31 protein-coding genes and 2 tRNA genes are annotated in these 26,572 nt (G+C 54.9%); 3 read left to right on the top strand and 30 right to left on the bottom strand.

The genetic code is table 11. From position 1 onward, the window contains the following. Window positions 1–20: 20 nt before the first annotated feature. The gene (locus tag NOS26_RS07495; protein WP_072982522.1) at window positions 21–1,673 is read right to left on the bottom strand and encodes a nucleoside kinase; all 1,653 of its coding nucleotides are present in this window, start codon (window positions 1,671–1,673) and stop codon (window positions 21–23) included. Between the two features lie 150 nt (window positions 1,674–1,823). Between NOS26_RS07495 and NOS26_RS07490 the strand changes: the two genes are divergently transcribed. Continuing rightward, window positions 1,824–2,849 (top strand): hypothetical protein, encoded by a 1,026-nt coding sequence (locus tag NOS26_RS07490; RefSeq protein WP_014016177.1) that lies wholly within the window; start codon window positions 1,824–1,826, stop codon window positions 2,847–2,849. Between the two features lie 166 nt (window positions 2,850–3,015). On the opposite strand, the gene NOS26_RS07485 is transcribed toward NOS26_RS07490, so the two are convergent. From NOS26_RS07485 to NOS26_RS07365, 25 genes are all read right to left on the bottom strand, one after another. Beyond that, complete coding sequence (locus tag NOS26_RS07485; protein WP_022497290.1) at window positions 3,016–3,438, bottom strand: SoxR reducing system RseC family protein; 423 nt, start codon at window positions 3,436–3,438, stop codon at window positions 3,016–3,018. 403 nt (window positions 3,439–3,841) lie between these two features. After that, a tRNA-Arg gene (locus tag NOS26_RS07480) sits at window positions 3,842–3,918 on the bottom strand. Between the two features lie 169 nt (window positions 3,919–4,087). Then, the gene (gene dapA / locus NOS26_RS07475) at window positions 4,088–4,969 is read right to left on the bottom strand and encodes a 4-hydroxy-tetrahydrodipicolinate synthase (RefSeq protein WP_022498334.1); all 882 of its coding nucleotides are present in this window, start codon (window positions 4,967–4,969) and stop codon (window positions 4,088–4,090) included. 27 nt (window positions 4,970–4,996) lie between these two features. Further along, window positions 4,997–6,034, bottom strand: coding sequence for an aspartate-semialdehyde dehydrogenase (locus NOS26_RS07470; protein ID WP_014015974.1), 1,038 nt, complete (start codon window positions 6,032–6,034; stop codon window positions 4,997–4,999). 28 nt (window positions 6,035–6,062) lie between these two features. Beyond that, window positions 6,063–6,860 (bottom strand): 4-hydroxy-tetrahydrodipicolinate reductase, encoded by a 798-nt coding sequence (dapB, locus tag NOS26_RS07465; RefSeq protein WP_014015973.1) that lies wholly within the window; start codon window positions 6,858–6,860, stop codon window positions 6,063–6,065. Between the two features lie 122 nt (window positions 6,861–6,982). After that, entirely contained in the window at window positions 6,983–8,665 is a 1,683-nt protein-coding gene (recN, locus tag NOS26_RS07460; protein ID WP_036203608.1) for a DNA repair protein RecN, read from the bottom strand. Window positions 8,666–8,672: 7 nt separating this feature from the next. Continuing rightward, complete coding sequence (gene argR, locus NOS26_RS07455; protein WP_014015971.1) at window positions 8,673–9,128, bottom strand: arginine repressor; 456 nt, start codon at window positions 9,126–9,128, stop codon at window positions 8,673–8,675. Then, window positions 9,106–9,714 carry a class I SAM-dependent methyltransferase gene (locus tag NOS26_RS07450; protein WP_027894892.1) on the bottom strand — a complete coding sequence of 203 codons (609 nt, stop codon included), beginning with the start codon at window positions 9,712–9,714 and terminating at the stop codon, window positions 9,106–9,108. The genes argR and NOS26_RS07450 overlap by 23 nt, the downstream gene beginning before the upstream one ends. Beyond that, window positions 9,707–10,579 (bottom strand): NAD(+)/NADH kinase, encoded by an 873-nt coding sequence (locus tag NOS26_RS07445; protein WP_014015969.1) that lies wholly within the window; start codon window positions 10,577–10,579, stop codon window positions 9,707–9,709. Before NOS26_RS07445 ends, NOS26_RS07450 begins: the two co-directional genes overlap by 8 nt. Window positions 10,580–10,588: 9 nt before the next feature. Next, window positions 10,589–11,392 (bottom strand): TlyA family RNA methyltransferase, encoded by an 804-nt coding sequence (locus NOS26_RS07440; RefSeq protein ID WP_014015968.1) that lies wholly within the window; start codon window positions 11,390–11,392, stop codon window positions 10,589–10,591. Window positions 11,393–11,413: 21 nt separating this feature from the next. After that, window positions 11,414–12,298, bottom strand: a complete 885-nt coding sequence (locus NOS26_RS07435) for a polyprenyl synthetase family protein (RefSeq protein WP_255917453.1) — start codon at window positions 12,296–12,298, stop codon at window positions 11,414–11,416. Next, the gene (gene xseB / locus NOS26_RS07430) at window positions 12,295–12,549 is read right to left on the bottom strand and encodes an exodeoxyribonuclease VII small subunit (protein ID WP_014015966.1); all 255 of its coding nucleotides are present in this window, start codon (window positions 12,547–12,549) and stop codon (window positions 12,295–12,297) included. The genes NOS26_RS07435 and xseB overlap by 4 nt, the downstream gene beginning before the upstream one ends. Beyond that, window positions 12,533–13,741, bottom strand: a complete 1,209-nt coding sequence (gene xseA, locus NOS26_RS07425) for an exodeoxyribonuclease VII large subunit (RefSeq protein ID WP_036203597.1) — start codon at window positions 13,739–13,741, stop codon at window positions 12,533–12,535. The genes xseB and xseA overlap by 17 nt, the downstream gene beginning before the upstream one ends. After that, on the bottom strand, window positions 13,738–14,691 hold the full coding sequence (locus NOS26_RS07420) for a peptidase (protein WP_014015964.1): 954 nt from the start codon (window positions 14,689–14,691) through the stop codon (window positions 13,738–13,740). Before NOS26_RS07420 ends, xseA begins: the two co-directional genes overlap by 4 nt. Then, window positions 14,691–15,137, bottom strand: a complete 447-nt coding sequence (gene nusB / locus NOS26_RS07415; RefSeq protein WP_014015963.1) for a transcription antitermination factor NusB — start codon at window positions 15,135–15,137, stop codon at window positions 14,691–14,693. Before nusB ends, NOS26_RS07420 begins: the two co-directional genes overlap by 1 nt. Before the next feature lie 23 nt (window positions 15,138–15,160). Continuing rightward, complete coding sequence (locus NOS26_RS07410) at window positions 15,161–15,457, bottom strand: hypothetical protein (RefSeq protein WP_014015962.1); 297 nt, start codon at window positions 15,455–15,457, stop codon at window positions 15,161–15,163. After that, entirely contained in the window at window positions 15,450–15,818 is a 369-nt protein-coding gene (locus tag NOS26_RS07405; protein ID WP_014015961.1) for an Asp23/Gls24 family envelope stress response protein, read from the bottom strand. The genes NOS26_RS07410 and NOS26_RS07405 overlap by 8 nt, the downstream gene beginning before the upstream one ends. A gap of 60 nt (window positions 15,819–15,878) precedes the next feature. Beyond that, window positions 15,879–16,436 (bottom strand): elongation factor P, encoded by a 558-nt coding sequence (efp, locus tag NOS26_RS07400; protein WP_014015960.1) that lies wholly within the window; start codon window positions 16,434–16,436, stop codon window positions 15,879–15,881. 13 nt (window positions 16,437–16,449) lie between these two features. After that, complete coding sequence (locus NOS26_RS07395; protein WP_022498322.1) at window positions 16,450–17,517, bottom strand: Xaa-Pro peptidase family protein; 1,068 nt, start codon at window positions 17,515–17,517, stop codon at window positions 16,450–16,452. A gap of 75 nt (window positions 17,518–17,592) precedes the next feature. After that, window positions 17,593–18,312, bottom strand: coding sequence for a pseudouridine synthase (locus tag NOS26_RS07390; RefSeq protein ID WP_255917452.1), 720 nt, complete (start codon window positions 18,310–18,312; stop codon window positions 17,593–17,595). 9 nt (window positions 18,313–18,321) lie between these two features. Beyond that, complete coding sequence (locus tag NOS26_RS07385; RefSeq protein ID WP_074786848.1) at window positions 18,322–18,975, bottom strand: histidine phosphatase family protein; 654 nt, start codon at window positions 18,973–18,975, stop codon at window positions 18,322–18,324. 52 nt (window positions 18,976–19,027) lie between these two features. After that, window positions 19,028–19,780 carry an adenosylcobinamide-GDP ribazoletransferase gene (gene cobS / locus NOS26_RS07380; protein ID WP_014015956.1) on the bottom strand — a complete coding sequence of 251 codons (753 nt, stop codon included), beginning with the start codon at window positions 19,778–19,780 and terminating at the stop codon, window positions 19,028–19,030. Then, complete coding sequence (gene cobU / locus NOS26_RS07375; protein ID WP_014015955.1) at window positions 19,777–20,352, bottom strand: bifunctional adenosylcobinamide kinase/adenosylcobinamide-phosphate guanylyltransferase; 576 nt, start codon at window positions 20,350–20,352, stop codon at window positions 19,777–19,779. The genes cobS and cobU overlap by 4 nt, the downstream gene beginning before the upstream one ends. Continuing rightward, window positions 20,353–20,844 carry a molybdenum cofactor biosynthesis protein B gene (locus NOS26_RS07370; RefSeq protein ID WP_014015954.1) on the bottom strand — a complete coding sequence of 164 codons (492 nt, stop codon included), beginning with the start codon at window positions 20,842–20,844 and terminating at the stop codon, window positions 20,353–20,355. 18 nt (window positions 20,845–20,862) lie between these two features. After that, window positions 20,863–21,465: a hypothetical protein gene (locus tag NOS26_RS07365; protein ID WP_255917451.1), complete on the bottom strand. Its 603-nt coding sequence runs from the start codon at window positions 21,463–21,465 to the stop codon at window positions 20,863–20,865. Between the two features lie 179 nt (window positions 21,466–21,644). Between NOS26_RS07365 and NOS26_RS07360 the strand changes: the two genes are divergently transcribed. Next, complete coding sequence (locus NOS26_RS07360) at window positions 21,645–22,085, top strand: hypothetical protein (protein ID WP_022498319.1); 441 nt, start codon at window positions 21,645–21,647, stop codon at window positions 22,083–22,085. A gap of 34 nt (window positions 22,086–22,119) precedes the next feature. Continuing rightward, entirely contained in the window at window positions 22,120–23,076 is a 957-nt protein-coding gene (locus NOS26_RS07355; RefSeq protein ID WP_255917450.1) for an exonuclease domain-containing protein, read from the top strand. A gap of 304 nt (window positions 23,077–23,380) precedes the next feature. Here NOS26_RS07355 and NOS26_RS07350 read toward each other — a convergent pair. From NOS26_RS07350 to NOS26_RS07335, 4 genes are all read right to left on the bottom strand, one after another. Further along, window positions 23,381–23,457 (bottom strand) — tRNA-Val (locus NOS26_RS07350). Between the two features lie 73 nt (window positions 23,458–23,530). Further along, entirely contained in the window at window positions 23,531–24,031 is a 501-nt protein-coding gene (locus NOS26_RS07345) for a thioredoxin family protein (protein WP_255917491.1), read from the bottom strand. 251 nt (window positions 24,032–24,282) lie between these two features. Next, entirely contained in the window at window positions 24,283–25,488 is a 1,206-nt protein-coding gene (locus tag NOS26_RS07340; protein WP_014016153.1) for an MFS transporter, read from the bottom strand. A gap of 119 nt (window positions 25,489–25,607) precedes the next feature. Continuing rightward, window positions 25,608–26,501, bottom strand: coding sequence for a LysR family transcriptional regulator (locus NOS26_RS07335; protein ID WP_027895128.1), 894 nt, complete (start codon window positions 26,499–26,501; stop codon window positions 25,608–25,610). Window positions 26,502–26,572 lie beyond the last annotated feature (71 nt).

The following is a 26,572-nucleotide window of genomic DNA, read 5'->3' as shown; positions in this document are numbered from 1 at the left end:
ATCTCATTAGGCTTTGTCAATCATTTTTTTCGGTCTGGCCCAATGAATTCGCGCAGCAGCGAATTGGGCGGTACGACGGACGAATCGATGCTCTTGAAGGGCTTGAGGAATCGCAGGAGGCGACGGGCTTCGGCGTAATGGACGCTGTCCTTGTCGATCGATTCCAGGAGCGGTTCGGCATAAGGCTTGAGGACGGCCAGTTCATAAGGCAGGGCCGTGTTGAAAATCGTATCGGCATCTTCCTGATAAGGATAGATGTTCTTTTCTTCGCCGCGGCGGACGTCAGCCCAGATATCCATGGTCGCCATGGGCCCGCGGTCACGGAACTGCTGATCCCGAACCATGCGGCGGATGATGCGCGTATCCGACGTAGAAATACGGTTGTGGTCGTTAATGCGTATCTGCGTCAAGACGCCCAGAGAAATCTTGACCTTTTCATAGCGCGGCAGCATGTAGGTCAGGGAATCGTTGAGGGCGTGCAAGCCTTCAACGACGATGGGCTGTCCTTTTTCCAGGACCACAGGCTTTTCGTCGAAATGGCGGTGCCCCGTGACGAAATCGAAACGGGCCAAGTGGACTTCCTTGCCCTGGTTGAGGTCGTCGATCTGCTGGTTGAAGAGGGGCACGTCGATGGCCCGCAGCGATTCGAAGTCATAGCTGCCGTCGGGGTTCTTCGGCGTATCTTCGCGGTTATAGAAGTAGTCGTCCAGGGAAATGCCGATGGGCCGCAGGCCATTGACGCGGAGCTGCGTCGTCAGGCGCTTGCAGAACGTCGTCTTGCCCGCTGACGACGGCCCGGCGATGAGGACGACTTTGATTTTCGGGCGGCGGCTGACGATGTAGTCGGCAATCTGGCCCAATTTCTTTTCCTGCAGGGCTTCGGCCATATCGACCATATCCTGGATGTTGCCTTCCTCGATATAGTGGTTCAGGTCGTAGACGTATTCGCAGCGGACGATGCGCCCCCATTCTTCGGCATCCAGGAAGAGCCGGGCCATCTTGGGGATTTCCTTGTATTCCGGCAGTTCGTTCGGATTGTCTACCGTCGGCGTTTCCAAGATGACGCCCGGTGCATAGGACCGCAGGTTGAAGCAGGTCACATAGCCCATGCTGGGCAGGAGGGGCCCCATGTAGTAATCGAAGGTCTGGCCGCACTGATAGGCCATGATATGGGTGACGTCGACGTGGCGCAGGAGTTCCGCTTCCCGCATCATATGGCGGTTGCGGCACATTTCCATAGCCGTTTCGGCGCTGGCGATGACCTGGGAAATCGGTTCATCCTGTTCGACGATTTCGTGCATGCGCTTCTTGATGATCTCTACGTCGTGAACGGTGACGGTATGACCGATTTCCAATTCGCAGTACAAGGCCTTGCGCAAGGCGTGTTTGACCAGGACCTTGCCATCGGGATAGAGATCACTCACGGCGCGGACCAAGAGGAAAATGGCCGTACGGATAATGCACTGGTTGCCTTCCATCGTATTGATGGGCAGCCAGTCGACATCGCCGCCCTGGTCGACCTTGGTCTGGAGGCCGACACATTCATTATTGTACAAGGCGGCTGCAATGGGCATATCGCCGTGCTGGCAATACTGTTCGCAGACCTGCTGCAGCGTCACCCCTTCCTTGACTTCATAGGAATCCCCTGATTTTACATCGTGTAACGTAACCACAGGAATCACGCTCCTTTTCTTTCGCTGATAACATATTCATTATACCATATTTTGGTAACCTGCGGCAGATGAGCGGAAAAGCTGAACGCCCAGCACAGACTGTGGTATAATGAGGAAAACGGAATTTCGCTCAGTAAGGAAGGATAATCTATGAGAAAACGAGTACTCACCTTATGGGATGGCAGCGTCTTCCTGGCCCTGGTCGTCCTCATGGGCTGCCTCATCGCCGCAGTCGCCGCCTACCACCACATATATATGAAAACGCCGGATTATGCCGTCGCCCAGGTCATCCGCGCCGCCCACAGCGGCGATATCGAGACTTTCAGCCAGCACGTCGACGAAGAAGCCCTGAGCGGCCAGTTCTTCGATGCCCTCGTATCCCATACGTCGGACAGCACGGACGAAGCTTTTTTATTGAACCTCGTCCGCTCGCCTTTGCGGTCTTCTTTCGTCACCACAGCCGACCTGTACCTGGATTGGACTTTGACGGGCAATACGGACAACGACGAATACAAAAAGACAGGTGATAACCTGCAGCGCACCTTGAAGAGCGCCGGCCTCTCCATCCCCCTGGCCGGCTGGCATCTCGACAGTGCCGACTGGAGCCAGGGCAAGACAGTCAAGCTCTACTTGTACAATGACCGCCTGGGCGCCACCGTCCCCTGCACGGTCACGCTGGAACAGACGCCGTCCCAGACCTGGATGATCACGGGACTGGCCGACCCGGCAGCCTTCCTCAACGACTTGCGGGAGGTCATGAAGCAGGAATTGGACGAGTACAATGAACCGACCCAGAAAAAAATCGACGCCATCATGACCGTCCGCAACGTGTCGTCCAAGATTGTCAGCGGCCAGGGCCGTACCTTCCTGCGCCTGAGCTATACGCCGGTCTTCCGCAAGGACCGCAGCGACATCGCTGCGATCAAAGCCGTCTATACCCTGCGCCGGGACAGCGATAAAGCCGTCCTCTACACGTCGCCCCTGCGCCTGTCGACATCGGCTGAAAAGAGGACCCACGAAAGCCAGTTTCTCCTCAATCCCCTCATTCCTTCGCAATACAGCCTGATCCGTTCGCAAAACCTGGACGGCATGACCGGTGAACTCCACATCACGGCTATCACCCTCAACGACGGCACCAGCTTCAGCCTCGCCGATACGCTGCCGGACGGGCAGTGAAGGGCGCCCATAAGCGGGCGCCGTGGTTCGTTTGGCGTGGTTCGTGGTTCGTTTTCCATTACGGCAAACGAACCACGGCAAACCGTGTAAAAAAGAGCTGCCTATAAAGGAGGATTCCCTTATACAGCAGCCCCGCACGGACGGCGCCGTCAGGCGCCTGTCCTTCTTAATTCCCCGAACAGATTTCGATGATCTTCGGCTTGGAATTTATATCTTTCGACAGGGAGCGGTCGAAGAGTTTGACGCCGACGGCGCCGATGAGAAAGCCGATGATGCCGCCGATAACAGCAGTCTGGACCGTATCGAAGCCCTGGGCCAGGGCCAGGAAGTGGCCGGCAAAGGCACCGGCTGCGCAGACCAGGAGCGGCATGACGAAACAGATGAAGGCGCCGATGACGATGTTGACATCGCGAAATTCAAATTTGACGTGCTGGCCGACTTTGACGCCCAACGGGTCGACGGCGGTGACGACGATGTTGTCAGCCCCGTCACAGGCGCCGCAGGCGATGCAGTCAGAATGGCGGCCGACCTTGATTTCGGCCGTGCCTTGTTCTTTTATAGAAATAATTGTACCTTCTTCAATTTTCATAGGAATCCCTTCTTTCTGAGCCTATTATAGCATGGCCTTTTCATTCAATCAATACTATTTTCGTGCAGTTTATAGTCGTCGTAAAAAAAGGGCTTGTCGCATGACGACAAGCCCTTTTTGAGTTTGAAGTTTGAAGTTGAAAGTTTGATGTGGAGGGGACAAAATTTAAAAGCCATCGCCTCAAACGTCATACATCAAACCTCAAACATTTAAGAAAAAGGGCCCTCGCATGATGGCAAAAACCTTCGTGCGACAGCCCCTTTTAAGTGGCTAGAGGCTAGGGGGCTGGTAAAAATCAACCTCTCAGACCGCCTTCGGCGGCCAGCTCCCCTATAAAGGGAGCCTTTCATCACACATCAAACACAACAAAAAAGCTCACGCAAAATGCGTGAGCTTTTTTCTATGGTGACCCGGTAGGGATTCGAACCCTAGACCTACTGATTCGTAGTCAGTCACTCTATCCAGCTGAGCTACCGAGTCATGTCTTGTCGTTCCTGACGACTCATATATCATAACAAGAAATCGGAAATATGTCAAGGCTTTTTTTAATATAAAACCAAATTTATAGGAACCTCTCCGGCCCGTTGGGCCACCTCCCCTATAAAGGGAGGCTTGAGTACAGGTCGGAGCGGTTTCTATTTATCAGCGCTTATAGCCGACCGATATCTTTCAGGTATTGTTCACATTTGGCCTTGATTTCCGGCGTAGCGTCTACCAAGGGCAGGCGGAAGGGTCCAGCCGGGAAGCCGAGCAGGTTGAGCATGGTCTTGACCGGAACCGGGCTGACCGTGCAGAAACAGCCTTTCATGAAGGGCAGGTATTTCTGATGGAGGGCAGCGGCTTTCTTGACGTCGCCGTCTTTATGGGCCTGGATCATTTCGTTCATTTCCTTGCCGATGACGTGGGCAGCTACGGAAATGACGCCTTCGCCGCCGACAGCGACGATGGGCAGGGTCAGGTTGTCGTCACCGCTGTAGAGGTGGAAACCTTCCGGTGCATTGGCTGCGACGTAGCCGGCATAATCGAGGTCGCCGCTGGCGTCTTTGAGGCCGATGATGTTCGGGAAGTCATGAGCCAGCTGGCAGACCGTCTGCGGTTCGATTTTGCCGCCTGTACGGCCCGGTACGTTATAAATGAAGATAGGCAGGTCCGTCGACTTGGCGATGGCAGCAAAGTGAGCGTAACAGCCTTCCTGGTTCGGTTTATTATAATACGGGACGATGCACAGCAGGACGTCGACGCCCGTATCTTTGGCCTTCTTGGCCATTTCGATAGTCTGGAGCGTATTGTTGGTGCCGACATTGCCCATGACCAGGGTCTTGTCTTTCAAGGCATCTGCCGTGACTTGGAAGAGCTTGAGCTTTTCTTCTTCCGTCATGACAGCCCCTTCGCCCGTCGTAGCCCCGACGAGGATGGCCGAGCCTTCATCAGCATATTTCTTAGCCAGTTCAACAGCCGCTTCATAATTGACAGAACCGTCTTCGTGGAACGGCGTGACCATGGCAACAATCACATTTGGAAAAGTTAACATAAAAGGTTCATCTCCCATCCTTCGTACTTAGTGGATCATGTCGTGAGCCAGCATGTATTCGGCAATCTGCAGGGCATTGAGGGCAGCGCCTTTGCGGATCTGGTCGCCCGATACCCAGAGATTGATGGCCTTCGGATTATACAGGTCCTTGCGGATACGGCCGACGTAGCAGTCGTATTTTTCCGACGTGAACAAGGGCATAGGATATTCCATTTCAGCCGGGTTGTCCTGGACCTGGGCACCGGGGAACGCATCGATGGCTTTGCGGACGGCATCGACAGTCAGTTCATCGGCCGTTTCGACATAGACCGATTCAGCATGGCTGCGGAAGACCGGTACGCGGACGGTCGTAGCCGTAATGGCGATGGAGTCGTCGTGGAGCATCTTGTGCGTTTCGTTGACCATCTTCATTTCTTCTTTGGTGTAGTCTTTTTCTACGAATTTATCGATCTGCGGGATGAGGTTGAACGCGATGGGATAATGCTTGGGAAGGCTCTTGCTGGGCAGGATCTTCGGCTGCATTTCTTCCCCTTTGAGGTAGGCTTCCGTTTCATCGCGCAGTTCGTCGATACCTTCTTTGCCGGCACCGGAAACGGCCTGGTACGTGCTGACGATAATGCGTTTGATCGGCGACAAGTCATGAATCGGCTTGAGGGCCATGAGCATGATGATCGTCGAGCAGTTCGGGTTGGCAATGATGCCCTTGTGCCAGGCGATATCTTCGGGATTGACTTCCGGTACGACGAGCGGTACGTTGGGGTCCATGCGGAACGTGCTGGAGTTGTCGATGACGATGCAGCCCCGTTTAGCAGCTTCAGGTCCCAATTCTTTACTGATCGAGCCGCCGGCGAACAAGCCGATGTCGACACCGTCGAAAGATTCCGGTTTGGCTTCTTCAACGGTATATTCTTCCCCGTTGACAGTCATTTTCTTGCCAGCCGAACGGTACGATGCTAATAACTTCAACTTGCTGTACGGGAATTTTCGTTCTTCGATCAAGCGGATAAATTCCTGGCCTACGGCACCTGTGGCACCTAAAATCGCTACTACCGGTTCTTTTGTCATAACAAACTTCCTCCCCTAATGGTTCTTTTTATAAATAGTTTTCCAGTCCAAAGGTCAAGCCCGGACGAGAGCTTACTTTCTTGACGGCTAAGACGACGCCAGGCATGAAGGACTTGCGGTCCATCGAATCGTGGCGGATCGTCAGCAGTTCGCCATATCCCCCGAATAAGACTTGCTGATGAGCGATATAGCCCGGAAGGCGGACACTGTGGATGGGGATGCCATCTACGGAAGCACCGCGGGCGCCATCGAGGCTTTCATGGGTCTTATCCGGAGCCGGCTGTACACCAGCTTCTTTGCGGGCCGCATCGATCTTATCGGCCGTCATGATGGCCGTGCCGGACGGAGCGTCCAGTTTATTGTTGTGATGGAGTTCGATGATTTCGACATCCGGCAGATACGGAGCGACTTCTGTCGAGAGCTTCATCATCAGGACAGCGCCGATGGAAAAGTTCGGGGCAATGAAGATGCTCGTCTTCTTTTCCAGAGCCAGGGCATGGAGTTCATGACGCTGTTCAGCGGTCAGGCCCGTCGTGCCGACGACCATATTGACACCGTGTTCGATGCAGGTCTTAGCGTTGTTGAAGATGACTTTCGGCGTGGTGAAATCGACGACGACATCCGGTTTGATGTCATCGAGGGCAGCGCCCAGGTCATCGCGGATGGTCAGTCCTAAGTGGCCGACACCGGCGATGTCACCGACATCTTCGCCGACATGAGTAATGCTGATGCCACCGGCTACTTCCAGTTCCGGGTCTTCAAAGACGGCTTTGACGACCTGGCTGCCCATGCGGCCATCGGCACCGTTAACTAATACACGAAGCATATCTATCCCTCCTGTGAGTCCCTTTTGATGGGACTTCTGATTTTTGAAATTATATTTAACTATATACCTATCGCGGACATTCGTCAACCCGCAAAGCAATGTCGAATCGCAAGTCAAGGGCATTACCTGCCCTTGACTTGCTTTACAATCTGGCGGGCCGCTTCGATGCTGGCCTTGGTCGTATCGTTGCCGGCGAACATGCGGGCGATTTCCAGGACGTGTTCCCCCTCCGAGAGGCCCCGGACCTGGGTAACCGTGCGGCCGTCCATTTCTTTCTTATAAATGAAGTAATGGTGGTCGGCAATGGCCGCCGTCTGTGGCAGGTGGGTAATGCAGAAGACCTGGCCCTGCCCGGAGAGCTGGCGGATATGGTCGGCGACCTGCAGGCCTGTCTGGCCACTGATGCCGACGTCGATTTCATCGAAAATCATGGTCTTGCCCGTCGTCCGTTCGGGGCCGGCCGTCTTCAAGGCCAGGGCAATACGCGATACTTCGCCGCCCGAGGCGATTTTCGCCAAGGGCTGCATGGCTTCGCCCGTATTGGCCGAGAAATAAAGTTCGATGCCGGCGGAACCATCCGGTGTGATGTCCTTCATCGGTTCGATATGGAAGGCGATGCGGCTGTTCAGCATGCCCAACTTATTGAGCGTCGCCGTCATGGCCTTGCTGAACTGGCTGTCGGCCTCACGGCGGGCAGCGGCCAGGACTTGGGCCTGCTGGCGCACGGCTTCGGCTTCACGGGCCAGTTTCTCTTCCAGCTTGGCCAGATGGCTTTCGGACTGGTCGAGCCGTTCATAATCGGCCTTGGCCTTGGCCAGGAACTGCAGGATATCGGCGACAGTGAAACCGTACTTGCGCTTGAGCTTTTCAATCGACGCCAAGCGGGACTGCATGGCATCCAGAGCCCGTTCATCGAAATCAAAAGAATCGGCATAGCGCAAAAGGCCGTCGTGGACGTCTTCGATTTCATACGACAAGGTCTCGACTTTCCCAGCCAGGGCACTGAAAGCTTCATCGTAAGCCGAGGCCCTTTCCAGACTGCGGTGGATGGTCTCAATCTGCTCGATGACGCCGGGCTGGCGTTCACTCCCTTCCAGGGCGAACATGGCCTCCTTCAGATTATCCTTGATATGTTCGGCATGGGACGCCTTGTTGATTTTCTGCTCCAGTTCGTCGTCTTCCCCTTCTTTCAGAGCGGCTCCCTCGATTTCCTTGATCTGGAACGCCAGGATACTGAGCATCCGCGCCTTTTCACTTTCGTCATGGCGCAAAGCCTTGATTTCCCCTTCCGTCTCATGCCACTGGCGGTATAATCCATCGTAGTCCTGACGGGCCTGACGGACGTCTGCCGTAAGGCCGTCGAGGATAGCCACGTGATAAGACGGGTTGAAAATCAGGCTGTTGTCGAACTGGCCGTGGATATCCAGCAGGTACTCGCCCAGCCGCCGCAAAGTTGCCGTCGGTACCAGCGTCCCGTTGACCAGGATGGTCCCGCGGCCGCTGCGCGGGAACTGGCGGGAAATGATGAGCTGCCCTTCATCGACTTCGATGTGGTTGGCCTCCAGGAGCTGTTCCAGGCCTTCAGGCAACGCAGAAAAAAAGAACGCGCCTTCGACGAGGAACGAGTCCGTCCCGTGGCGGACGAACGATGCCGATGCGCGTTTGCCTGCCAGCATACCGATGGCGTCGAGGAGAATCGATTTGCCGGCGCCTGTTTCGCCGGTAAAAATCGTCACCCCGTCGCCAAAAGTAAGGTGCAGGTCTTCAATCAGAGCAAAATTGTGGATGTGCAGGGACTGCAGCATAAGGGCCTCATTCCTTCATCAGCGATACGATAAGCTTGACCAGTTTCGGAACCGTTTCCGTGTCCTTGACGATGAGGAGGACCGTATCATCGCCGGCCAGGGTGCCGATGACATTTTCCCAGCGGGCGTGGTCGATCGCGGCGGCAATGGGATTGGCCGAACCGGGCAGGGTGTGGACGATGATCTGGTTATACGCCGAATCGACGCGGACGATGGAGTCCTGGAACAGGCGGGCCATGCGGTTCTTGGACATGAGCATATTCTGTTCCGGCGACAAGGCATAGCGGTAATGGCCGTCACTGGTCGGAACCTTGATGAGCATGAGTTCTTTAATGTCGCGGGAAACCGTAGCCTGTGTGACTTCGATGCCTTCTTCCTGCAAGGCCTTGGCTAATTCTTCCTGCGTTTCGATGGGACGGGACTGGACAATTTCTTTAATCTTAGTGTAACGGAATCTCTTCATGATGACGTTTCCCTCTTTTCTGTACAATATATAATACGGGTGGACAATGCACCTCATTGACGGGCTGCCAGGACGAAATATGGAAGTCCTGCTGGGGTATGGTCTGTAAATACGACCGCAGCGCTTGTTCTTCGCGAGCCCCGGCTTCGGTACCGGGATAAGCTGCTATCATAATTATCCCATTTATCGCAATTTTATTCAAGCCTATTTTCATAGCTTTTAGTGTTATTTCACAATTTGTATGGATTTTATGGTCGCCTGACGGCAAATAGCCCAGATTGAATACCATTAAATCCACGTTTTCCTGTATCCGGGCCAGGAGTTCGTCGTGAGAACCGCAGGTGCAGACGACGTGCTTCCCGTCCAGCCCTTCCTGCTGCAGGCGCTGCTGCGTATGGTCAATGGCACAGGGCTGGATATCAAAGGCGTAGAGGACGGCATCGTCCGGCATGAGACGGGCCAGGAAAGCCGTATCATGGCCATTGCCGCAGGTCATGTCGACGAGGACATGAGCCTGGCGGGCATAGGGTTCCATCATCATATGAGAGACGGTAACGGCATTGCGGAATGGATACATATTAATCATTTCCCATCATTTTCGTGAATAAATTGCTGTAGAAATAGTTCTTGTTGAAGCGGATGATCTTGAGGACGTGGTCGGACTTGCGGACCTGAAGGGTCATATTGCGCATCAGTTCCTGGTCCATCATGCCGTCGACGGAGACGCGGACGCTGTTGCGGCTGTTGGCCACCGTCACCGATACCTGGTCGTCATCGCGCAGGACCAGGGGTACTTTGAGCAGCAAGTGCGGGCAAATGGGCGTGACCATGATGCAGGGCACGCTGGGCGCGACGATAGGGCCGCCGCTGGAGAAGGTATAGCCCGTGCTCCCCGTCGCCGTCGCTACGATGAGGCCGTCGCCGGGATACTGCTGGATGAAATGGCCGTTGATGCTGAGGTCGATGCGGATGAGCTTACCTACATTGCCGTGGCCGATGACGATGTCGTTGAGGGCATCGGGCAGGGATTGGACCAGTCCGTCTTCATAGCACAATTCCGAATGGAGCATCATCCGTTCTTCCAGGAAATAGCGGCCGGCCAGGATATCTTCCATGCGCTTTTCCAGGTTCTTGGTCTCGACTTCGTAAAGGAAGCCCAGCGAGCCGAGATTGATGCCGCAGACCGGGATGTCGGCTTCGGCAAACTGTTTGGCCATCTTGAGAATGGTCCCGTCGCCGCCGAGGACCATGGCTACGTCGATGGTGCTGTAAATCGTCATGCGTGGGCGCAGGTGTTCAGCGCCGATGCGCTGATAGGCCGGCTGGCGGCTCTCGCTGACATAAGCCGGCAGATAGTATTCAATGCCATATTTTTCGCAAATTTTGATCATCTGCTGGACGATGGCAGCACTTTCGCGTTTGACGAGGTTCGGGAAAATACCGATACGCATGGGGATCACCTACATTTCATGGGATTTACCGACGATGTCATCGACAACGGCGTCAGTGATATCGTTATGGCAGGGATTGTCTTTACGGCTGTACAAGAGATATTCTATATTGCCATCAGCCCCTTTGATGGGCGAGAAGGTCAGGCCCAGCGGCGACAAACCGCAGGCGGCGATGCCGTCCGTGACGTGGCGGATGACGTCGCGGTGGACCTGGATATCGCGGACGATGCCGCCTTTACCGACGTGTTCCCGGCCCGCTTCGAACTGAGGCTTGATGAGAGTGACCATGGTACCGCCTTCTTTGAGCAGCGGTTCCACAGCCGGCATGATTTTCAGCAGGGAAATGAAGGATACGTCAATGGAAATGAAATCGACAGGTTCGCCGATATCTGCGACGGTGACGTTGCGGATATTGGTCCGTTCCATATTGACGACGCGGTCATCGGTCCGCAGCTTCCAGGCCAGCTGGCCATAGCCGACATCGACGGCAAAGACCTTGGCCGCCCCGCGCTGGAGGGCGCAGTCCGTAAAACCGCCTGTCGAGGCGCCGATATCCATCATAGTCTTGCCCGTCAAATCGATGGGAAACGTTTCCATGGCTTTTTCTAATTTCAGGCCGCCCCGGCCGACATAAGGGATCGGATTCCCTTTGACCGTGATTTCTACATCGACGGGCAGCTTCGTACCCGCCTTATCGACGCGCTGGTTGTCAACGAAGACCAAGCCGGCCATGATGGTCGCCTTGGCCTTTTCCCGGCTCTCAGACAAGCCGCGGCTGACGAGAAGCACGTCTAATCGTTCTTTATGCTGCATAAATGTAATACCCCTCTCACACTAATGAACGCGAACCAGCAGATGCTCGACCAATTCCTTGAGGAACCAGGCTTTCGGCCCTAACGGTTCCAGGGCCTGGACGGCTTTATCTGCCGCTTCACAGGCCATGCGCCGGGCTTCGTCCAGGGAAAAGATAGTCACATACGTGGCCTTGTCGTTGCGGGCATCGCTGCCGACGGGTTTGCCCAGCAGGGCTTCGTCGCCGACGACATCGAGGATATCGTCGGTAATCTGGAAGGTCAGGCCCATGTACGATGCATAGGCATCCAAAGCCTGCCTTTGCTGCGGCGAAGCCTCGGCGACGATAGCGGCCATATCGATAGCGGCCTTGAAGATGACGCCTGTCTTGGAATGATGCAGGAGTTCCATACCCTCCCGACCGATGGCCATGTCTCCGTCAGATGCCAAATCGAAAGCCTGGCCGCCGACCATGCCGGCCGGGCCAGCTGCTCTGGCGATGACGGCGATACAGCGGTTCAATTTATCCGGTGCAATGCCTTTCTGGCTGGCCATGAGCTCGAAGGCAAAGGTCAGCAGGCCGTCACCGGCCAGGGTCGCCAGACCCGCCCCGTAGACGACATGATTCGTCGGCTTGCCCCGGCGCAGATCGTCATCATCCATGCAGGGCAGGTCGTCGTGGATCAGCGAATACGTATGGATACATTCCAGGGCACAGGCCAGCCCCGTATAAGGTGCGGCATCCTGCCCCAGGGCTTCTACTGTCGCCAGCAGGAGGACCGGACGGATGCGCTTGCCGCCGGCCAGGAGGCTGTAGTTCATGGCTTCGTAGAGCTTGGAAAAACGCGGCTGTTCTGTCGTCAATACCTGGGCCAGGTAATCATCGACGCGTTTCCGCTGCGCTGCCAGATAATCTTGGAAAGTCATAAGTCCAGCACCCCTTCGATCGGTTCTTCGCCGCTATCATCCTTATCGTCCCGGACGTCGGCCAGGGCCTGCGCTTTCTGGCGGGCATATTCCAGGGCTCCTTCGCAGGACTGGGATAATTTGATGGCCTTTTCATATAAATCGAGGGACTGCTTCAGCGTCAAGTCTGGAGCATCCAGTTCCTGTACGAGCTGTTCCAATTTTTCATAATTGCTTTCAAAACTCTTCAATTTATCAGTCGTTCTTGCCATATATGTCCACCTCTTTAACAGCCGTCGTAATCGTCCCGTCGACGACTTGTATCGTCAGCGGCGAATCTTGCGACACGCTGTGGATATCTGTAAGGATCTTGCCCTGCTGCATGAGCTGGCCGTATCCGCGGCGCACGAGGGCTGCCGGATTCAGGGCCTGCAAAGACGCCGTCAGGGTATTCAGCTTTCCCTGTTTCTGTTCTAACTGGAGCTGCAGCTGCCGGTCAGCCTGTTGCATCAGGCCCGACAGATGGGTTTCTTTCATCGCCAGGAAAGCATCATATCGCTTCAAGTTGAGCCGGCCTGCCGCCTGTTCGACCAGTCGCTGGCGGTCTTCGATGCAGGCCATGACCCGTTCATAAGCCCGGTCTGCCAGGGCAGCCAGGTCCAGTTCCGCTTCACGGACATCGAAGAAAGCCATTTCCGCCGCATGGGTCGGCGTCGCCGCCCGCACATCGGCTGCGTAGTCAGCCAGGGTCGTGTCCGTTTCATGACCGATAGCCGTAATGACCGGCACCTTAGCGCCATAAATGGCCTTGACCACGGCCGGGCTGTTGAAGCACCACAAATCCTCCATGGAGCCGCCACCGCGGCCGACGATGAGGACGTCCAGGTCCTTGCGCCGGCCCATCGCTTCGATAGCAGCGGCAATGGCCGTATCGACGCCGTCGCCCTGGACGGGGATGGGATGGAGGACGATGTCGGCATAGGGATTGCGTTCGCCGGCAATCTTATAGATGTCGTGGAGTACGGCCCCCGTCTTCGACGTCAGGACGCCGACGCGCCAGGGGAACCGCGGCAGCTCCTTCTTGTGGCTGCTGTCGAAATAGCCCTGGGCGGCCAGTTCATTCTTGATGCGTTCGTACTGGGCCTGCAAGGACCCGGTACCCTGAGAAAAGAGCTGTTCAATGATAAAGGAAAGGGCGCCGCCTTTTTCATAGACATTGACGGCGCCGATGACGACGACATGGTCCCCTTCGCGGACCGCCCGGACCGCTGCCGTCACGCGGCTGCGGAACACAATGGCCCGGATGGAACACTGATCGTCGCGGATATTCATATAATAATGGCCGTTCGACGCCCGCTTGAGGCCGATGATATTCCCTTCCATGGCAAGGCTCTGCAGGCGGTAATCACCGTGGATATCCTCTTTGATGCGGCGGACGACGTCCGTAACCGATGCATATTTCATGATTTCTTCCCTTCCTGTACGGCAGCCCAGAAGGCTGCGCCCGAGGCATTATCGGCGCTGAAGCCATCGGCAGCCAGATCCAGGCGTATGCCATGGCAGCGGCAATAATCGCTCATCTGATGGCGCAAATAGGCGTTGGACATGACGCCGCCGGCAGCGACGAGATGTTTCATGCCATCGGCTGCCGCGTAATCGAGGAGGCTCTCCAGGCCGCGCCAGACCGTCGACAGTGTCCAGCTGCAAAGGCGGGCCGGGTCTTCCCCGCCGGAAGCCACGAGCCGCTGTCCCTGCGATTCCGGCCCGGAAAAGCTGACCTGGCCATCGCGGCAGAAGACATGGGCTCCTTTGACAGGCGGATTTACCGTCTGAGCCAGCTTATCGACATGGATGCCCGCCGGAAACGGCAGGTCCAGGGCCACGCCCATGCGGTCGATGAACTGGCCGGCACTGATATCGCTGGTACCGCCGATGCGGGTGATGTCGAGGCCCCGTTCATCCGGGACGGCCCGCAGCAGGTCCGTCGTCCCGCCGGACAAGTGGATGCCGTAAAAAGGATCCGTACCGATATGGCCCAGGCTGCGCAGGACGGCGAGAAGATGATTTTCCTGATGGCTCAGGCGGTATAAAGGGACGCCTAAGACGGCTGCCAGGGCCCGGGCATAACCGAGACCGGCCAAAAAAGCCGGCATATAGGAATCGTCACGGCGCCGTGGCTGGTCAGTCACGGCAATGGCCCGGATATGAGCACGAGACAGGATGCCTGCCAGCCGTTCAAAGAGAACCGGCAGATTCCGCGTATGCTGATAGACCATGTTGGACTGGGACAGGCCACGGCCGCCCTTTGCGACGCTCAGGATGATGCGTTCGTCGGCGACGACTTCATAAGCGTCATCGACGAGGCACAGGGACGTCGTGTAACAACTCGTATCGATGCCGAGAAAGACGTCCATCAGGCCTTCGACCTTACATAGGCACCCAAGATGCCATTGACGAACCGTGCCGATTTATCGCCGCTAAATTCCTTGGCCAGGATGACGGCTTCGTTGAGGACGATGGACGGTGCCAGCGTTTCTTTCGGGTACACGAGTTCGCACAAGGCCAGGCGCAGGATGTTGCGGTCCGTGCGGTTCATCCGTTCGATGTCCCAGCCCTTGGCAAAGGAGCGGATGATGTCATCCAGTTCATCGCGGTGTTCCGTCGTCGTTTCGACGAGATACGTGCAATAGGCATCGCGTTCCTGGTCACTCAGTTCCGGACCGTCTTCGGTCAAGGTATCGGTCGTGACGTAATCGTTTTCCAGGATTTCCTGTTCGCTGTACTGGATATCGTTTTCTCCGTGAAATTCACGGGAATATAAAAGTTCGAGCGCCTGCTGGCGCGCTTTATGTCTGCTCACGAGTTTCCTCCTGTGTTCATAACTTATTCAGCTGGCGGAAAGGCCAGGTCTTCAATGGTGACGGAAATATCGAGTCCCTCCGGTTCAGCCATCTCTTCAATCACAGCGGCTGCCCGCTGCTGGACAGCTAAGGCCAGATGGTGCAAATCTCCGCCATAACGGGCACGGACAGCCAGATGGACACGGACGATACCGCCTGCGACCGATACGCTGCGGCTGCGGATGGCGACGACGCCCGGTACCTCGCGGCCGGCCGTCTCGGCGATATGGCGCAGGGCCTTTTCACTGACGGCATAGGCAAAATCCTGTTCTTCATCCATCGTGACGATCCTCCTCGAAAACCAACTGCTGTACAATGATGTGGACCGCCGTAACCGTGCAGGCCGTCGCCTTTTCGACGGCATCCTTGACGGACTTCTGCACTTCCAGGGCTACGTCGGGAATACGGCAGCCATAGCGGATGACCAGGCGGACCGTCAGCTCGATGCGCTGGCCCTCGATGGTGACATCGACGCCGCGCCCCGGCAAGGTACGTCCTAATTTCTCGGCCGCCGCTTCGGCAATATTCATTCCCAAGTCGGCGACATAAGCCGCTTTGGCCGCGGTCAGGGCCGCAATGGATGCAATGACGCGCTGGGAAATATGGATACTTCCCCATTCATTCACTTCAGTTGTTTCCATGGGAATCACCCCTTTAGTCCACAAAAGGGGCTGTCGCACGTGCGAAGCCCCTTGGATACCTTATGCTCTGCCGATATACTGGCCGGTTCTCGTGTCGATCTGGAGAACTTCGCCTTCATTGATAAAGAGCGGTACTTTGACGACATAGCCCGTTTCCAGTTTGGCCGGTTTGCTGCCGCCTGTCGCTGTATCACCGCGGACACCCGGATCGGTTTCAACGACTTTCAGTTCAACAGCAGCCGGGAGATCGATGCCGATGACTTTGCCTTTGAACATCATGACGGAAACGTTCATTTCTTCTTTCAGGAAATGGACAGCGTCGCCGAGGTTGTCTTTGTTCAATTCGATCTGTTCGTATGTTTCGTTATCCATGAAACAGTACATGCCTTCATTTTCATAGAGGTACTGCATCTGGCGGCGGTCAACGTGGCCGTCCTGTACTTTTTCGCCAGCATTCCAGGTACGTTCGACAACAGCGCCCGTTTCGAGGTTCTTAATCTTAGCGCGGACGAAAGCAGCGCCCTTGCCCGGTTTTACGTGCTGGAATTCAACGACCTGCCATACCTGGCCGTCGATTTCGATAGTTACGCCTGGTCTGAAATCATTACTTGTAATCATGTGTAAACTCCTCCTATAACAGCTCCATCAATTCTTTGGGTGTTTTGGTTAAAATTTCACAGCCGTTGGCTGTAACGGCAACGGAATCCTCAATGCGGACGCCGAACTTGCCTTCTATGTACAGTCCCGGTTCTACCGTGACTATCATATTCTCTTCGAGTACGCCTGTCGATTTCGGCGACAGGACCGGTTGTTCATGGATTTCCAGGCCCGTACCGTGGCCCAGGGAATGAGTGAAATACTGGCTGACGTGATAGCGGGCGAAGTAATTGCGCACGGCAAAATCGACTTCGCGGCGGGAAACGCCGGCCTTGACGAGGGATACGCCCAGCTTCTGCCCTTCCAGGATGAGATTATAGAAATCCTTCTGGGCCTGCGACGCCTTGCCGACGACGACAGTCCGGGTGATGTCCGAATGGTAGCCTTCCCAGACAGCACCGAAATCGAAGGTAACAAAATCACCGGCTTCGATGACTTTCGGGCTGGCCGTACCGTGAGGCATGGCCGAACGCCTGCCTGAGGCGACGATAGTCGTAAAGGACTTTTCTTCCGACCCGAGAAGCAGCATATTGCTTTCCAGGCGGGCAGCCAGTTCCTTTTCCGTGACGCCAGGCTTGATGTACGGCAATAAATCGGCAAAGGCCCGGTCGGCAATATTGCTGGCCTTGCGCGTCGCCTTCAGCTCATACGGTTCCTTCACAGCCCGCAGACTGGTCAAATCACAGGGCAGGAAGCCGCATAAAGCTCCATCGGAAATATTTTCGTACATGAAATGAGTCAGGAAATTTTCTTCATAACCTGCCACGCCGATTTCCATGTCGTTCAAGGACGAGCGGATGGATGACGATAAGGCATTGTGGTGGTTTTTGATATCGTACCAGGTTCCGGACTGGTTGGCAGCCTGTTCCGTATAACGGGAATCAGTCCACAATACAGCCTGATCCAGGCCAATGACCAGTGCGCCTTCACCGCCTGTAAAGGCACTGAAATAACGCAGATTTTCCGGCTGGACGATAATGACGCCGTCTGCATCGTGTTCTTGCAGGAAAGCGCGCAGGCGGGCAATTCGTTGTTCTATCATAGTATCACCCTATATTAATTCAATCATATTTTATAATACCATATTTTCCGCCTGCTGAAAAGGTGGAATTGCAAATCACCGCCCCCGTCCTTTCAAGGCTTCCCGCTCCTCATCGGTCAGCGGGCGGAACTGGCCCGGCTCCAAACCTTCATCGAGGACGACGCTGCCGACGGAGCGGCGGTGCAGCTGGACGACCTTCAGGCCGACGGCAGCACACATGCGCTTGACCTGATGGAACTTTCCTTCCTGGACAACGACCGTAAGGGACCGGGGGCCGGTCTGGACGGCCTTGGCCGGCAGGCAGTGCAGGCCATCGTCAAGGACGATGCCATCGGCAAAGCGCTGGCCCATATCAGGTGGGATATCGCCTTCGACGACGGCATCGTATATCTTGTCCATGTGCTTCTTGGGCGACGTAATGCCATGGGCCCAGGTCCCGTCGTTGGTGATGAGCAGGAGGCCTGTCGTATCCTTATCGAGGCGGCCGACCGGGAACAGGCCGGCGCCCTGATACTGGCGCGGCAAGAGGCCGATGACCGTCGGCGACACGTTGTCTTCCGTCGCCGATACGACGCCGGCCGGCTTATAGAGCATGAGATAGATATGTTCTTCGTAGCCCACGATTTGACCGTCGACGGCAATCACATCAGCTGCCGGGTCGACTTTCTGGCTGCTGTCGAGGCAGACGGTACCATTCATAGTCACATGGCCGCCTTTGCACAATTCCTTCAGTTCCCGCCGCGTCCCCCAGCCCGTATGGCCCAGAAGCTTATCGAGGCGCATAGTCTTTGCCATAATACCTCCTTAGAGCGACGGCATCTTGTCCCACTGGGGCTGATACCCCGTCAGGCCTTCCAGATGCTGCGTGCAGTTCATGAGGGTCATGACATTGCGGTCGCCATAATATTCGATGATGTTAAAAGCCGTGTTGAACTGCTGGAAGCACCAGATACGCTTCATATCGAGGCCCAGCAGGCCAAAGAGCAGGCAGCGGATCGCCGCCCCGTGGGATACCATGAAGACGCTGTCGCCATCTTTGTGATGCGACAAGATTTCCCGTGTCTTCTTCAGTGTCCGGTCGCGGACCTGGCAGAACGATTCACCGCCCCGGGCCGGCAAGGTCCCGTCCGAAGCATAGACCGCTTCCAGTTCACCCGGCCACTGGGTCGTGATTTCCTGGTATGTATGGCCTTCCCAGACGCCGAAATCAGCTTCCTTCAGTTCGTCATAAGCGATGACGTCCAAATGGTGCGGCGCGGCTACACATTCGGCCGTCGTCTTGGCGCGCTGGAGCGTGCTGCTGTAGACGGCGTCGAGATGGACATGGCGGAAAAATTCTCCCAGGCATTTCGCCTGTTCCAGTCCATGTTCATTGAGGGGTACATCAGTCGACCCCTGGTACCACTGCTGGACATTACCTGCTGTTTCGCCATGACGTGCTAAATATAATTTTATCATCGTGTTCCTCCGTGTATTTTCCTATAAGTGGTTCAACCTTCGTGCCCTTTCATTATAGCAAGAAATCGGCCAGCCTGCTACCGACAGCCGTCACCAGTAGCAGGGCCATTTCGCTGCCTTCGAGGACGGCACCATACGTATCGCCCGTCACGCCACCCAGTTTGCGGCTGATATGGAAATTAGCCCACAAGGACAACAGCATGGCCGCCCCTAACAGGCCCAGGTAAAAAGGCCCGCAAAGGAAAGCCGGCACCAGGGCCAGTACGAAAGCTTTCGCTACGGTATGGGCTGGCGCATAGGTGACGAAAGCCTTCCCCAGCCCTTGCTGTCGGGCATAGGGAAACTGGAAGATGCTGATCAGCGTCCCGAAGCGGGCTGCTGCCGGGATCCCGATGAGGGCCGGCAGGGCTGCGTCTGGCGTCAGCTGGCTGAGGAAAGCCACTTTCAGGAGGACCAGGAAGACGAAGGCCGTTACGCCGCCGGCACCGACGCGGCTGTCCTTGAGGATTTCCAGCATCCGTTCGCGGCTGCGGCCGGAAAAGAGGCCGTCCGCCGTATCCATATAGCCATCGGCGTGGAGTCCGCCGGTCAGGTAGAACCAGAAGGCGACGACCAGGGCCGACCGGCCAAAAGCGTCGAAAAGGAAAGACGACGCTCCGTAGAGCGCCGCCAGGAGTAAGCCGATGATCAAGCCGACGACGGGAAAGAACAAGACAGACCGGCCAAAGTCCTCATCGCGCCAGACGCTCTGCGAGGCCAGGTGGATACGCGATAAGAACTGCAAGGCAATGAGAAAAGCTTTCATCGTTTCACCTCCGGCAGACGGACAGCCCGCTGTTTCAGCTCCGTCGTAATCCCGCAGACAGACAAATAGACTTCATCGGCTTCGGCTGCCGCAGCCTGATTGATCTTGCCGATGAGGTCGCGGTACAAACGGCTCACATGCTCCATGGGAACGATGCCGCAGCCCAGCTCGTTGGTGACGAAGATAGCCGTCACGCCAGCCTGGCGAAAGGCGGCCATGACAGTTTTCAGTTCAGCCAGGGCCCCGTCGATGAGGACTTCATCGGCTTCACCGTCGTGAGCAAAGAGATAATTAGAAAAATAAAGAGTCAGGCAGTCGACGAGGACCACATCTGACGACCGGCACAACCGTTCCATCGTCCCCGGCAGGTCTTCCGGGATTTCCCAGGTCTGCCACGATGACGGCCGGCGCCGGCGGTGGGCGGCGATGCGCCGGGCCATTTCTTCATCGAAGATGCGGGCTGTCGCCACATAAGCATGCCGCCCGGGAAGGGCGGCAGCATAGCGTTCGGCAAAGGCGCTTTTACCACTCCGCGCCCCGCCGGTGACAAGGATGATGTTAGATGTTTCCATTTACTTCTTGATTTCCGAATACAAATGAAAGACTTCCGGCAAAATGACTTTTTCCATACCGATCTTGATGAGGCTCGGCAGTCCCGGCAGGCAGTAGACCTGGCACTGGTGGATGATGCCAGCCGTCGTCCGGTAGGCCATGGCCTGGACACCGCAGGCCCGGCGATAGGCAAAATACGTCATCATCGACTGGAAGGCCGGAATTTTCTTATCGAACAGGGGTTCCACCGTTTCGATGGTCACGTCGCGCTTGGCCAGGCCCGTACCGCCGCTGGTGATGACCAGGTCGACGCTGCAGACCCATTCATGGAGATGGCGTTCGATTTCGGCCTTGTCATCTTTGACAATCTGATAGTCGACGACCTGATGGCCGTAGTTGGCCAAAGCCGACTGAATGAGCAGGCCGTTCGTATCGTCGGAAAAGCTGCGGCTGTTGCTGATCGTGAGAATCGCCGCCCGCAAGGGATGTTCTTCCATTTTTTTACTATTCAAGATGAATAACCTCCTAACTTAAGACACATAAGATTCTATGATAGAAAAGGGATCGCGCCCTTCCAGTAATCCTTGTAAGAACGCAGGGATGAAACATTCACTGACGACCTGAGCCTCATAGGACCGTTCCCCGTCCTGACTGGCAACGGTGATGCCGTCCCCCAGGGCCAGGCGCACGGCACAGGCCGGGCCGCCTGATGGCAGGATTTCGCTGCGGGACCAGAGGACCGTCGCCTTATCCCGCCAGGGGTATGGGTCATCTTCATCGAAATCGCAGTCCACGACTTCGGCTGCGACGACGAGGCCGCTCTCTTTAGCCTGTTCTGCCGTATGGCAGACGAACTGCGTGTACTCATCGTCGGAAGTAGCCGCCGCTGCCGAAATGTACAGCAGGCGGAAGTCGTCCCACAAGACGTGCTCTGAAATAAATTCTTCTGACGGGGCCATATCGGCCTCTTCATCGACAAAAGACGTATGCCAATTATAGGCGGAACAGATTTCCTCCGCATCGTCGCCGGCATTGAGGGGATACACGTGGAAATCCAGTTTCTGAAAACCTTCCGTCACGTGAACATCGAGGCCGTGCTCCGACTCGTCTTCCTGCCAAAAGAAAAATGGCAAACCAATATATATCACATCCAATATGATCACCTCTTATAATTATACTATTCGACCTGAAAGGGCAAAAGTCCTACTTGAAAAATATATGTTCTTGTAATGTCTGGCAATTCTTATATAATATAAATATAAACTACGGCTGCCCCTCTTGTAAACAAGGCAGCCAGAAAGGAAGTAATCTTATGTTAAAAAAAATCGCAACCCTGGCCGTTACCTTCGCCTGCCTGTTCAGCTTTATGGCATCGGCTACCTTTCTCGACGATAATCCCCGCTTCGTCCAAGTCGGTCACAACGACACGACCGAATCGTATATCGACATGAACACCATTCAGTCCGTCCGCTACGATCCGCCGTACTATATCATCCGGGCTACTGTCGTGACCTATGATTATGCCAACAATACGGTCCAAGGTTATGATAACAATTTCTTCTACAATTTTAAAGCCCAGACCGTAAAGACCCAGACCCTCGGCGACGTCAGTTATGACTTGCAGGGCAATGTCCTGTCCACTTCAGCCCTGCCCAATCCGGAAGTCAAGACGACAGACCGCCTGTCAGTCAACGGCCATGCCGCTAACCGCGCCTTCCGTACCTGTTATGACATGAACTTTTTCCAAGAATAGGCTCTCAAAATTATTGAAAAGGATTTGATATTTCATGGATTCCCTGATCCACATCATCACGACGATCGTCACCCTCGTCTTCATCGCCGCCGTCCTCTACTCCCTCACGTCGGCCCTGCGCAAACGGCGGCGCAAAGCCAAAGTTCAAGAAGAACTGGCCAAGAAGGAACATGTCAAGGTCGAAAACCTGCACCAGTACGACATCAAGCCCGACGATGGCTATTATAAATACCCTATCGAAGAAAAGGGGAAACTGCGCCGCTTCCCGCAGCACTTCACAGCCGTCGCCCTGGAACTGGCCAATGAGCAGCCTTATTCCATCTGTCTCCTGGCCCTGGCTGAATTTGACCACGGCGAACTGAAGGATACCCGCTATTTCTACGTCCGTCCGCCAGAAAATAACTTGTCCGCCGTGAAAGACCGCTACCACTGGGATGAACTCTCGAAGGCCGATGAGTTCGGCGAATATTGGCAGGCCGGCCTGAAAAACCTCATCGAAGGACAGACCCTGGTCGCCCACAACGCGCCGTTCGTCATGGGCTGCCTGACCCACGCCCTGCACATCTACGGCATCGATGCCCCGGCGTTCCGCTATGCCGATACGCTGGAAGTCGCCAAGAAGCTCTATCACTTCCCGTCGAACCAGCTCGACGTCATCTGCGATGAAATGGACATCGAAACGGAAGAAGGCAACCTCTTGAGCCAGGCCATCGCCATCGGCCGCTTCTTCCTCACAGCCCATAAAGAATACCCCATGTTCCTGCCAGATTTGGCCTATATAAAAGAAGCGCCGACGACAGACGACAAAGAAGCCGCCCTCATCGCAGCTGTCGAACGCGAAGAAGGGACACCGGAAGAAATGTTTGCCCCAGAAAAGCCGGACCTGACCCTCATCGACGACTTAGTGCAAAAAGGCTACGTAGAAGCCGGTGAAAAACCAGGCACGTACTATGCCACCGACAAAGGCCTGGACTTCTCCGAAAGCCGGTAGTTTTGTGGCTCGTGGCTAGTGGTTCGTGACTCGTGGCATGAATATTTGACGAAAGGCTCCCATTATAGGGGAGCTGGCCGCCGAAGGCGGTCCGAGAGGTTGCCTTTAACATCAAAAAAGGACTATCGCATGAAGGTTTGTATCATCATGCGATAGTCCCTTTTACTTTATAGTTTGTAGTACGGAGTTTGTAGTTTGTAGAAGCTGGCTTTAATTTTTTACCATTTGCTGCAAACTAAAAACTACAAACTTAAAACTCAAAAAGAGGCTGTCTTAATGCGACAGCCTCTTTTTTCACACAATATGGTGGGCGATAATGGATTCGAACCATCGACCCCCTCGATGTCAACGAGATACTCTAACCAACTGAGCTAACCGCCCATATTTTATACTTCTCTGTGCGACTCGTTTATTATAACCTACTTTTCTCTTTTTGGCAAGGGAAATAGAAAAATTATTTTAATAACTTTTCCATTTCATAGGACAACTGTCGCGGCGTCAAAACGCTGTCGAAGGGGCGCGTCATCTGGCCACCGCGGGCGATGAAGATGAGTTTCGGTATGTCATGGACGCCATATTCCTTCAGCATCGGTTCCCGGACACAATAGACAGGCAGGCCTGCCCCGCTCTGCTTCATATAAGACAAGCTGTCCTCCTGGTCCGGTCCGACAGGGACCGTCACAAACTGAATGGCTTGCCCATACGTTGGATACACTTCTTCCAGTGCTGCGAGCTGGCGCAAACTGTCCTGGCTCCAGGAAGACCAGAAGAAGAGGCAAACCGGTTTCTCATTATACAAGGCCTGAAGCCGCACCGTACCATTAGGTGATTCCAGAGATTCATCAGGGGCCATCATTTCCGTTTCAGCCGTCGTCACGTCTTCCGCTTCCTTGATGACATCCGAACTATAAGCCTCTTCTTCCTTGCCAGGCCAGAAAAAAATCGTCAATATCAAGCAAATACAGGCAAGCCCTGCCAGGATTCTCGTTTTGATGGTCATGTCTCTCTCCCCTTTTTCCTTATATCCATTATAACTGAAAAAAGTGGTTCGTGGCTAGTGGTTCGTGGCTAGTGGTTCGTGATTCGTCGCGATGGATTTTTTGTCCCTTCGATTTACGATGAACGACCTACGATGAACCTAAAAGAGGGCTTGTCGCCATACGACAAGCCCTCGAATCTGGGGATAGGATCTATTGTAATTGCGTGTTATGCGTGGATGTAGATGCGGACGGCACGGTTGATGAGATTGATCTTGCGGCCGTAGAAGGCATGGTACATGATGAAGCAGGCAACAGCGACGATGGCTGCTACAGCATAGAGCTGCGGGAAGGTGAGCAGGCCGTGGAGGCTGCCGAGGACATAGGGCCCTACGCCGATGCCGAGGTCCAAAGCGACAAAGTACGTCGATAAGGCAACGCTGATGCGGTACGACGGGGTCAATTTGATGCAGACAGCCTGACCGTTGGACATGAACGTACCATAGCCAAGGCCAACGAAGACGCCCGATAAGAGCAGCTGCCAAGAAGCACCGGTAATGCTGAGGAGGAACAAGCCGATAGCCAGGCAGATGTAGCAGGGATAGAGGACGTAGTTTTCGCCTTTGTGGTCGAAGATGACACCCGTCATCGGACGAGTGATAGTGATGACAACGGCATAGACGACGAAGAAGAACGTACCGGCCTGGACCAGGTTGATTTCACGAGCATAAGCGGCCAAGAATGTCAGGACGCTGGAATAAGCGAAGCCCATGAAGAAGCCGATGATGGAGATGATCAGTACGCGATATTCGACGTAATTGTCGAGGGTCATGGCTTTCATGCGGGCAACCTGTTCCGACGTAAGCGTGATTTCGTCGATATGGAGGGCGATGCAGCCAATCATGCACAAGCCGACGAGAACGGCACAGAGGGTGATGATAAAGGTGAAGTTCGTGACGACGATGAGGAACATACCCAGGAAGGGGCCGACAGCGGCAGCCAGGCTGGTGCTCAAGCCGTAGTAGTTGATGCCTTCGCCCCGTTTTTCTGCCGGAATGCAAGAAGCGACGATCGTATTGGTCGCCGTCGAGACGATACCATAGGCCATGCCGTTGAGGAAGCGGATGCCATAGAGAATAGCGAGATTCGGGATATAAAAGTATAATAAGGTCGTTACGAAATAAAAGAGGATCCCGCCATATAAGGACTTGCGGCGGCCGTATAATTCAATAGCCTTGCCGAATTGCAAGCGTGCCAGCAGGGTGCCGACAATGAAGATGCCCGAAGCCAGTCCGGCTTCACCGAGGGAAGCGTGCAATTGGTCTTTGGCGACGACGGCGATGATGACCATTAATAAGTAATAAATAAGATAGACTACAAAATTGATACCTGTGTCGAGAAGGAAATCTTTGTTCCAAAGTGATTGATTCGACATTGTGTATTCACTGCTCCTTTCGTATTTGCAAGCTAGATTCTACACCTTCTCTCCCGTCTTGTATAACGCAAAAAAAAGATACCTGTCATCGTTTTATATGATGGCAGATACCTTTATCATTATTTTTTAATATGATAGACACGGCGGATATAATCGACGAAAACCTGGATCGTCGCGTATTTCGGGTTGTCTTTCTTATACACGAGATAACACGGCAGGCGCAGGGGCGGTTCCAATTCACAGTAACCTTCGGCAATGCCCATGGCCTGGAGGAAGCGTTCCGGCAGGATAGCCCCGATGCGGTTCTGCTGACAGTAGTTCATCATGGCATAAGGCGTCGAGAACCAGGCCTGCGTCTCCTGAGGCGGACAGGCGTGGGACGTGAAATAATGGTTGATGTAGCGATTCATCTCATACTGGGGCGAATACTGGGCCAACGGCTGGGACGCCACATATTGCGGCGTCACGGCATGTTCCGGCAACTTGAGGTTCGGCCCGTAATAGACGAGGTTCTCGATGCCGAAGAAGACCTTCTCATACTCTTCCAGATGCAGCGCCGGCAAGTAAAAGAGCGATACAATATCCAGGCGGTCTTCTTTCAGCCATTGGATCATCTCCCGGACTTCCAGGTTATAGACCCGGAACGAAGCGCCGCTGTGATGTTCCTGGAAATAAGCTAGGTGCCGGTTCATGTGGACATCCCCTAAGGACAGCATGATGCCTACAGACAGGGGCTGGGTCTTCCCCATCCGTCCTGGCAGTTCGCTCATTGCTTCCTCCAATTCGCCCAAAATACGGGCTATTTTCGTATAGAACAGCTTCCCGGCCGGTGTCAGATGACTTCCCCTGTTCGAGCGTTCAATGAGGCGGACGCCGACGAGGTCTTCCAATTTCTTCATCTGCGCACTAAAAGCCGACTGGGTGATGTTGGCAGCATTGGCAGCCGTCGTGAAGTTCCCATACTTCCCATAAATGACGAAATTCCGCAGCTGCTGTATCGACGGTAAATCCATGGGGCCTCCTTATGATAAAAGGCGCCGTCTACGAAGACAGCGCCTTTTAAGTAGTTAGTTGTTATCAGTTA

Source organism: Megasphaera sp. SC8-1 (assembly GCF_024436295.1).
In the GTDB taxonomy this organism is placed as follows: Bacteria; Bacillota; Negativicutes; order Veillonellales; family Megasphaeraceae; genus Megasphaera; species Megasphaera elsdenii.
The sequence above is the reverse complement of the archived record's forward strand: the minus strand, read 5'-3'. Positions and strand labels throughout refer to the sequence as shown.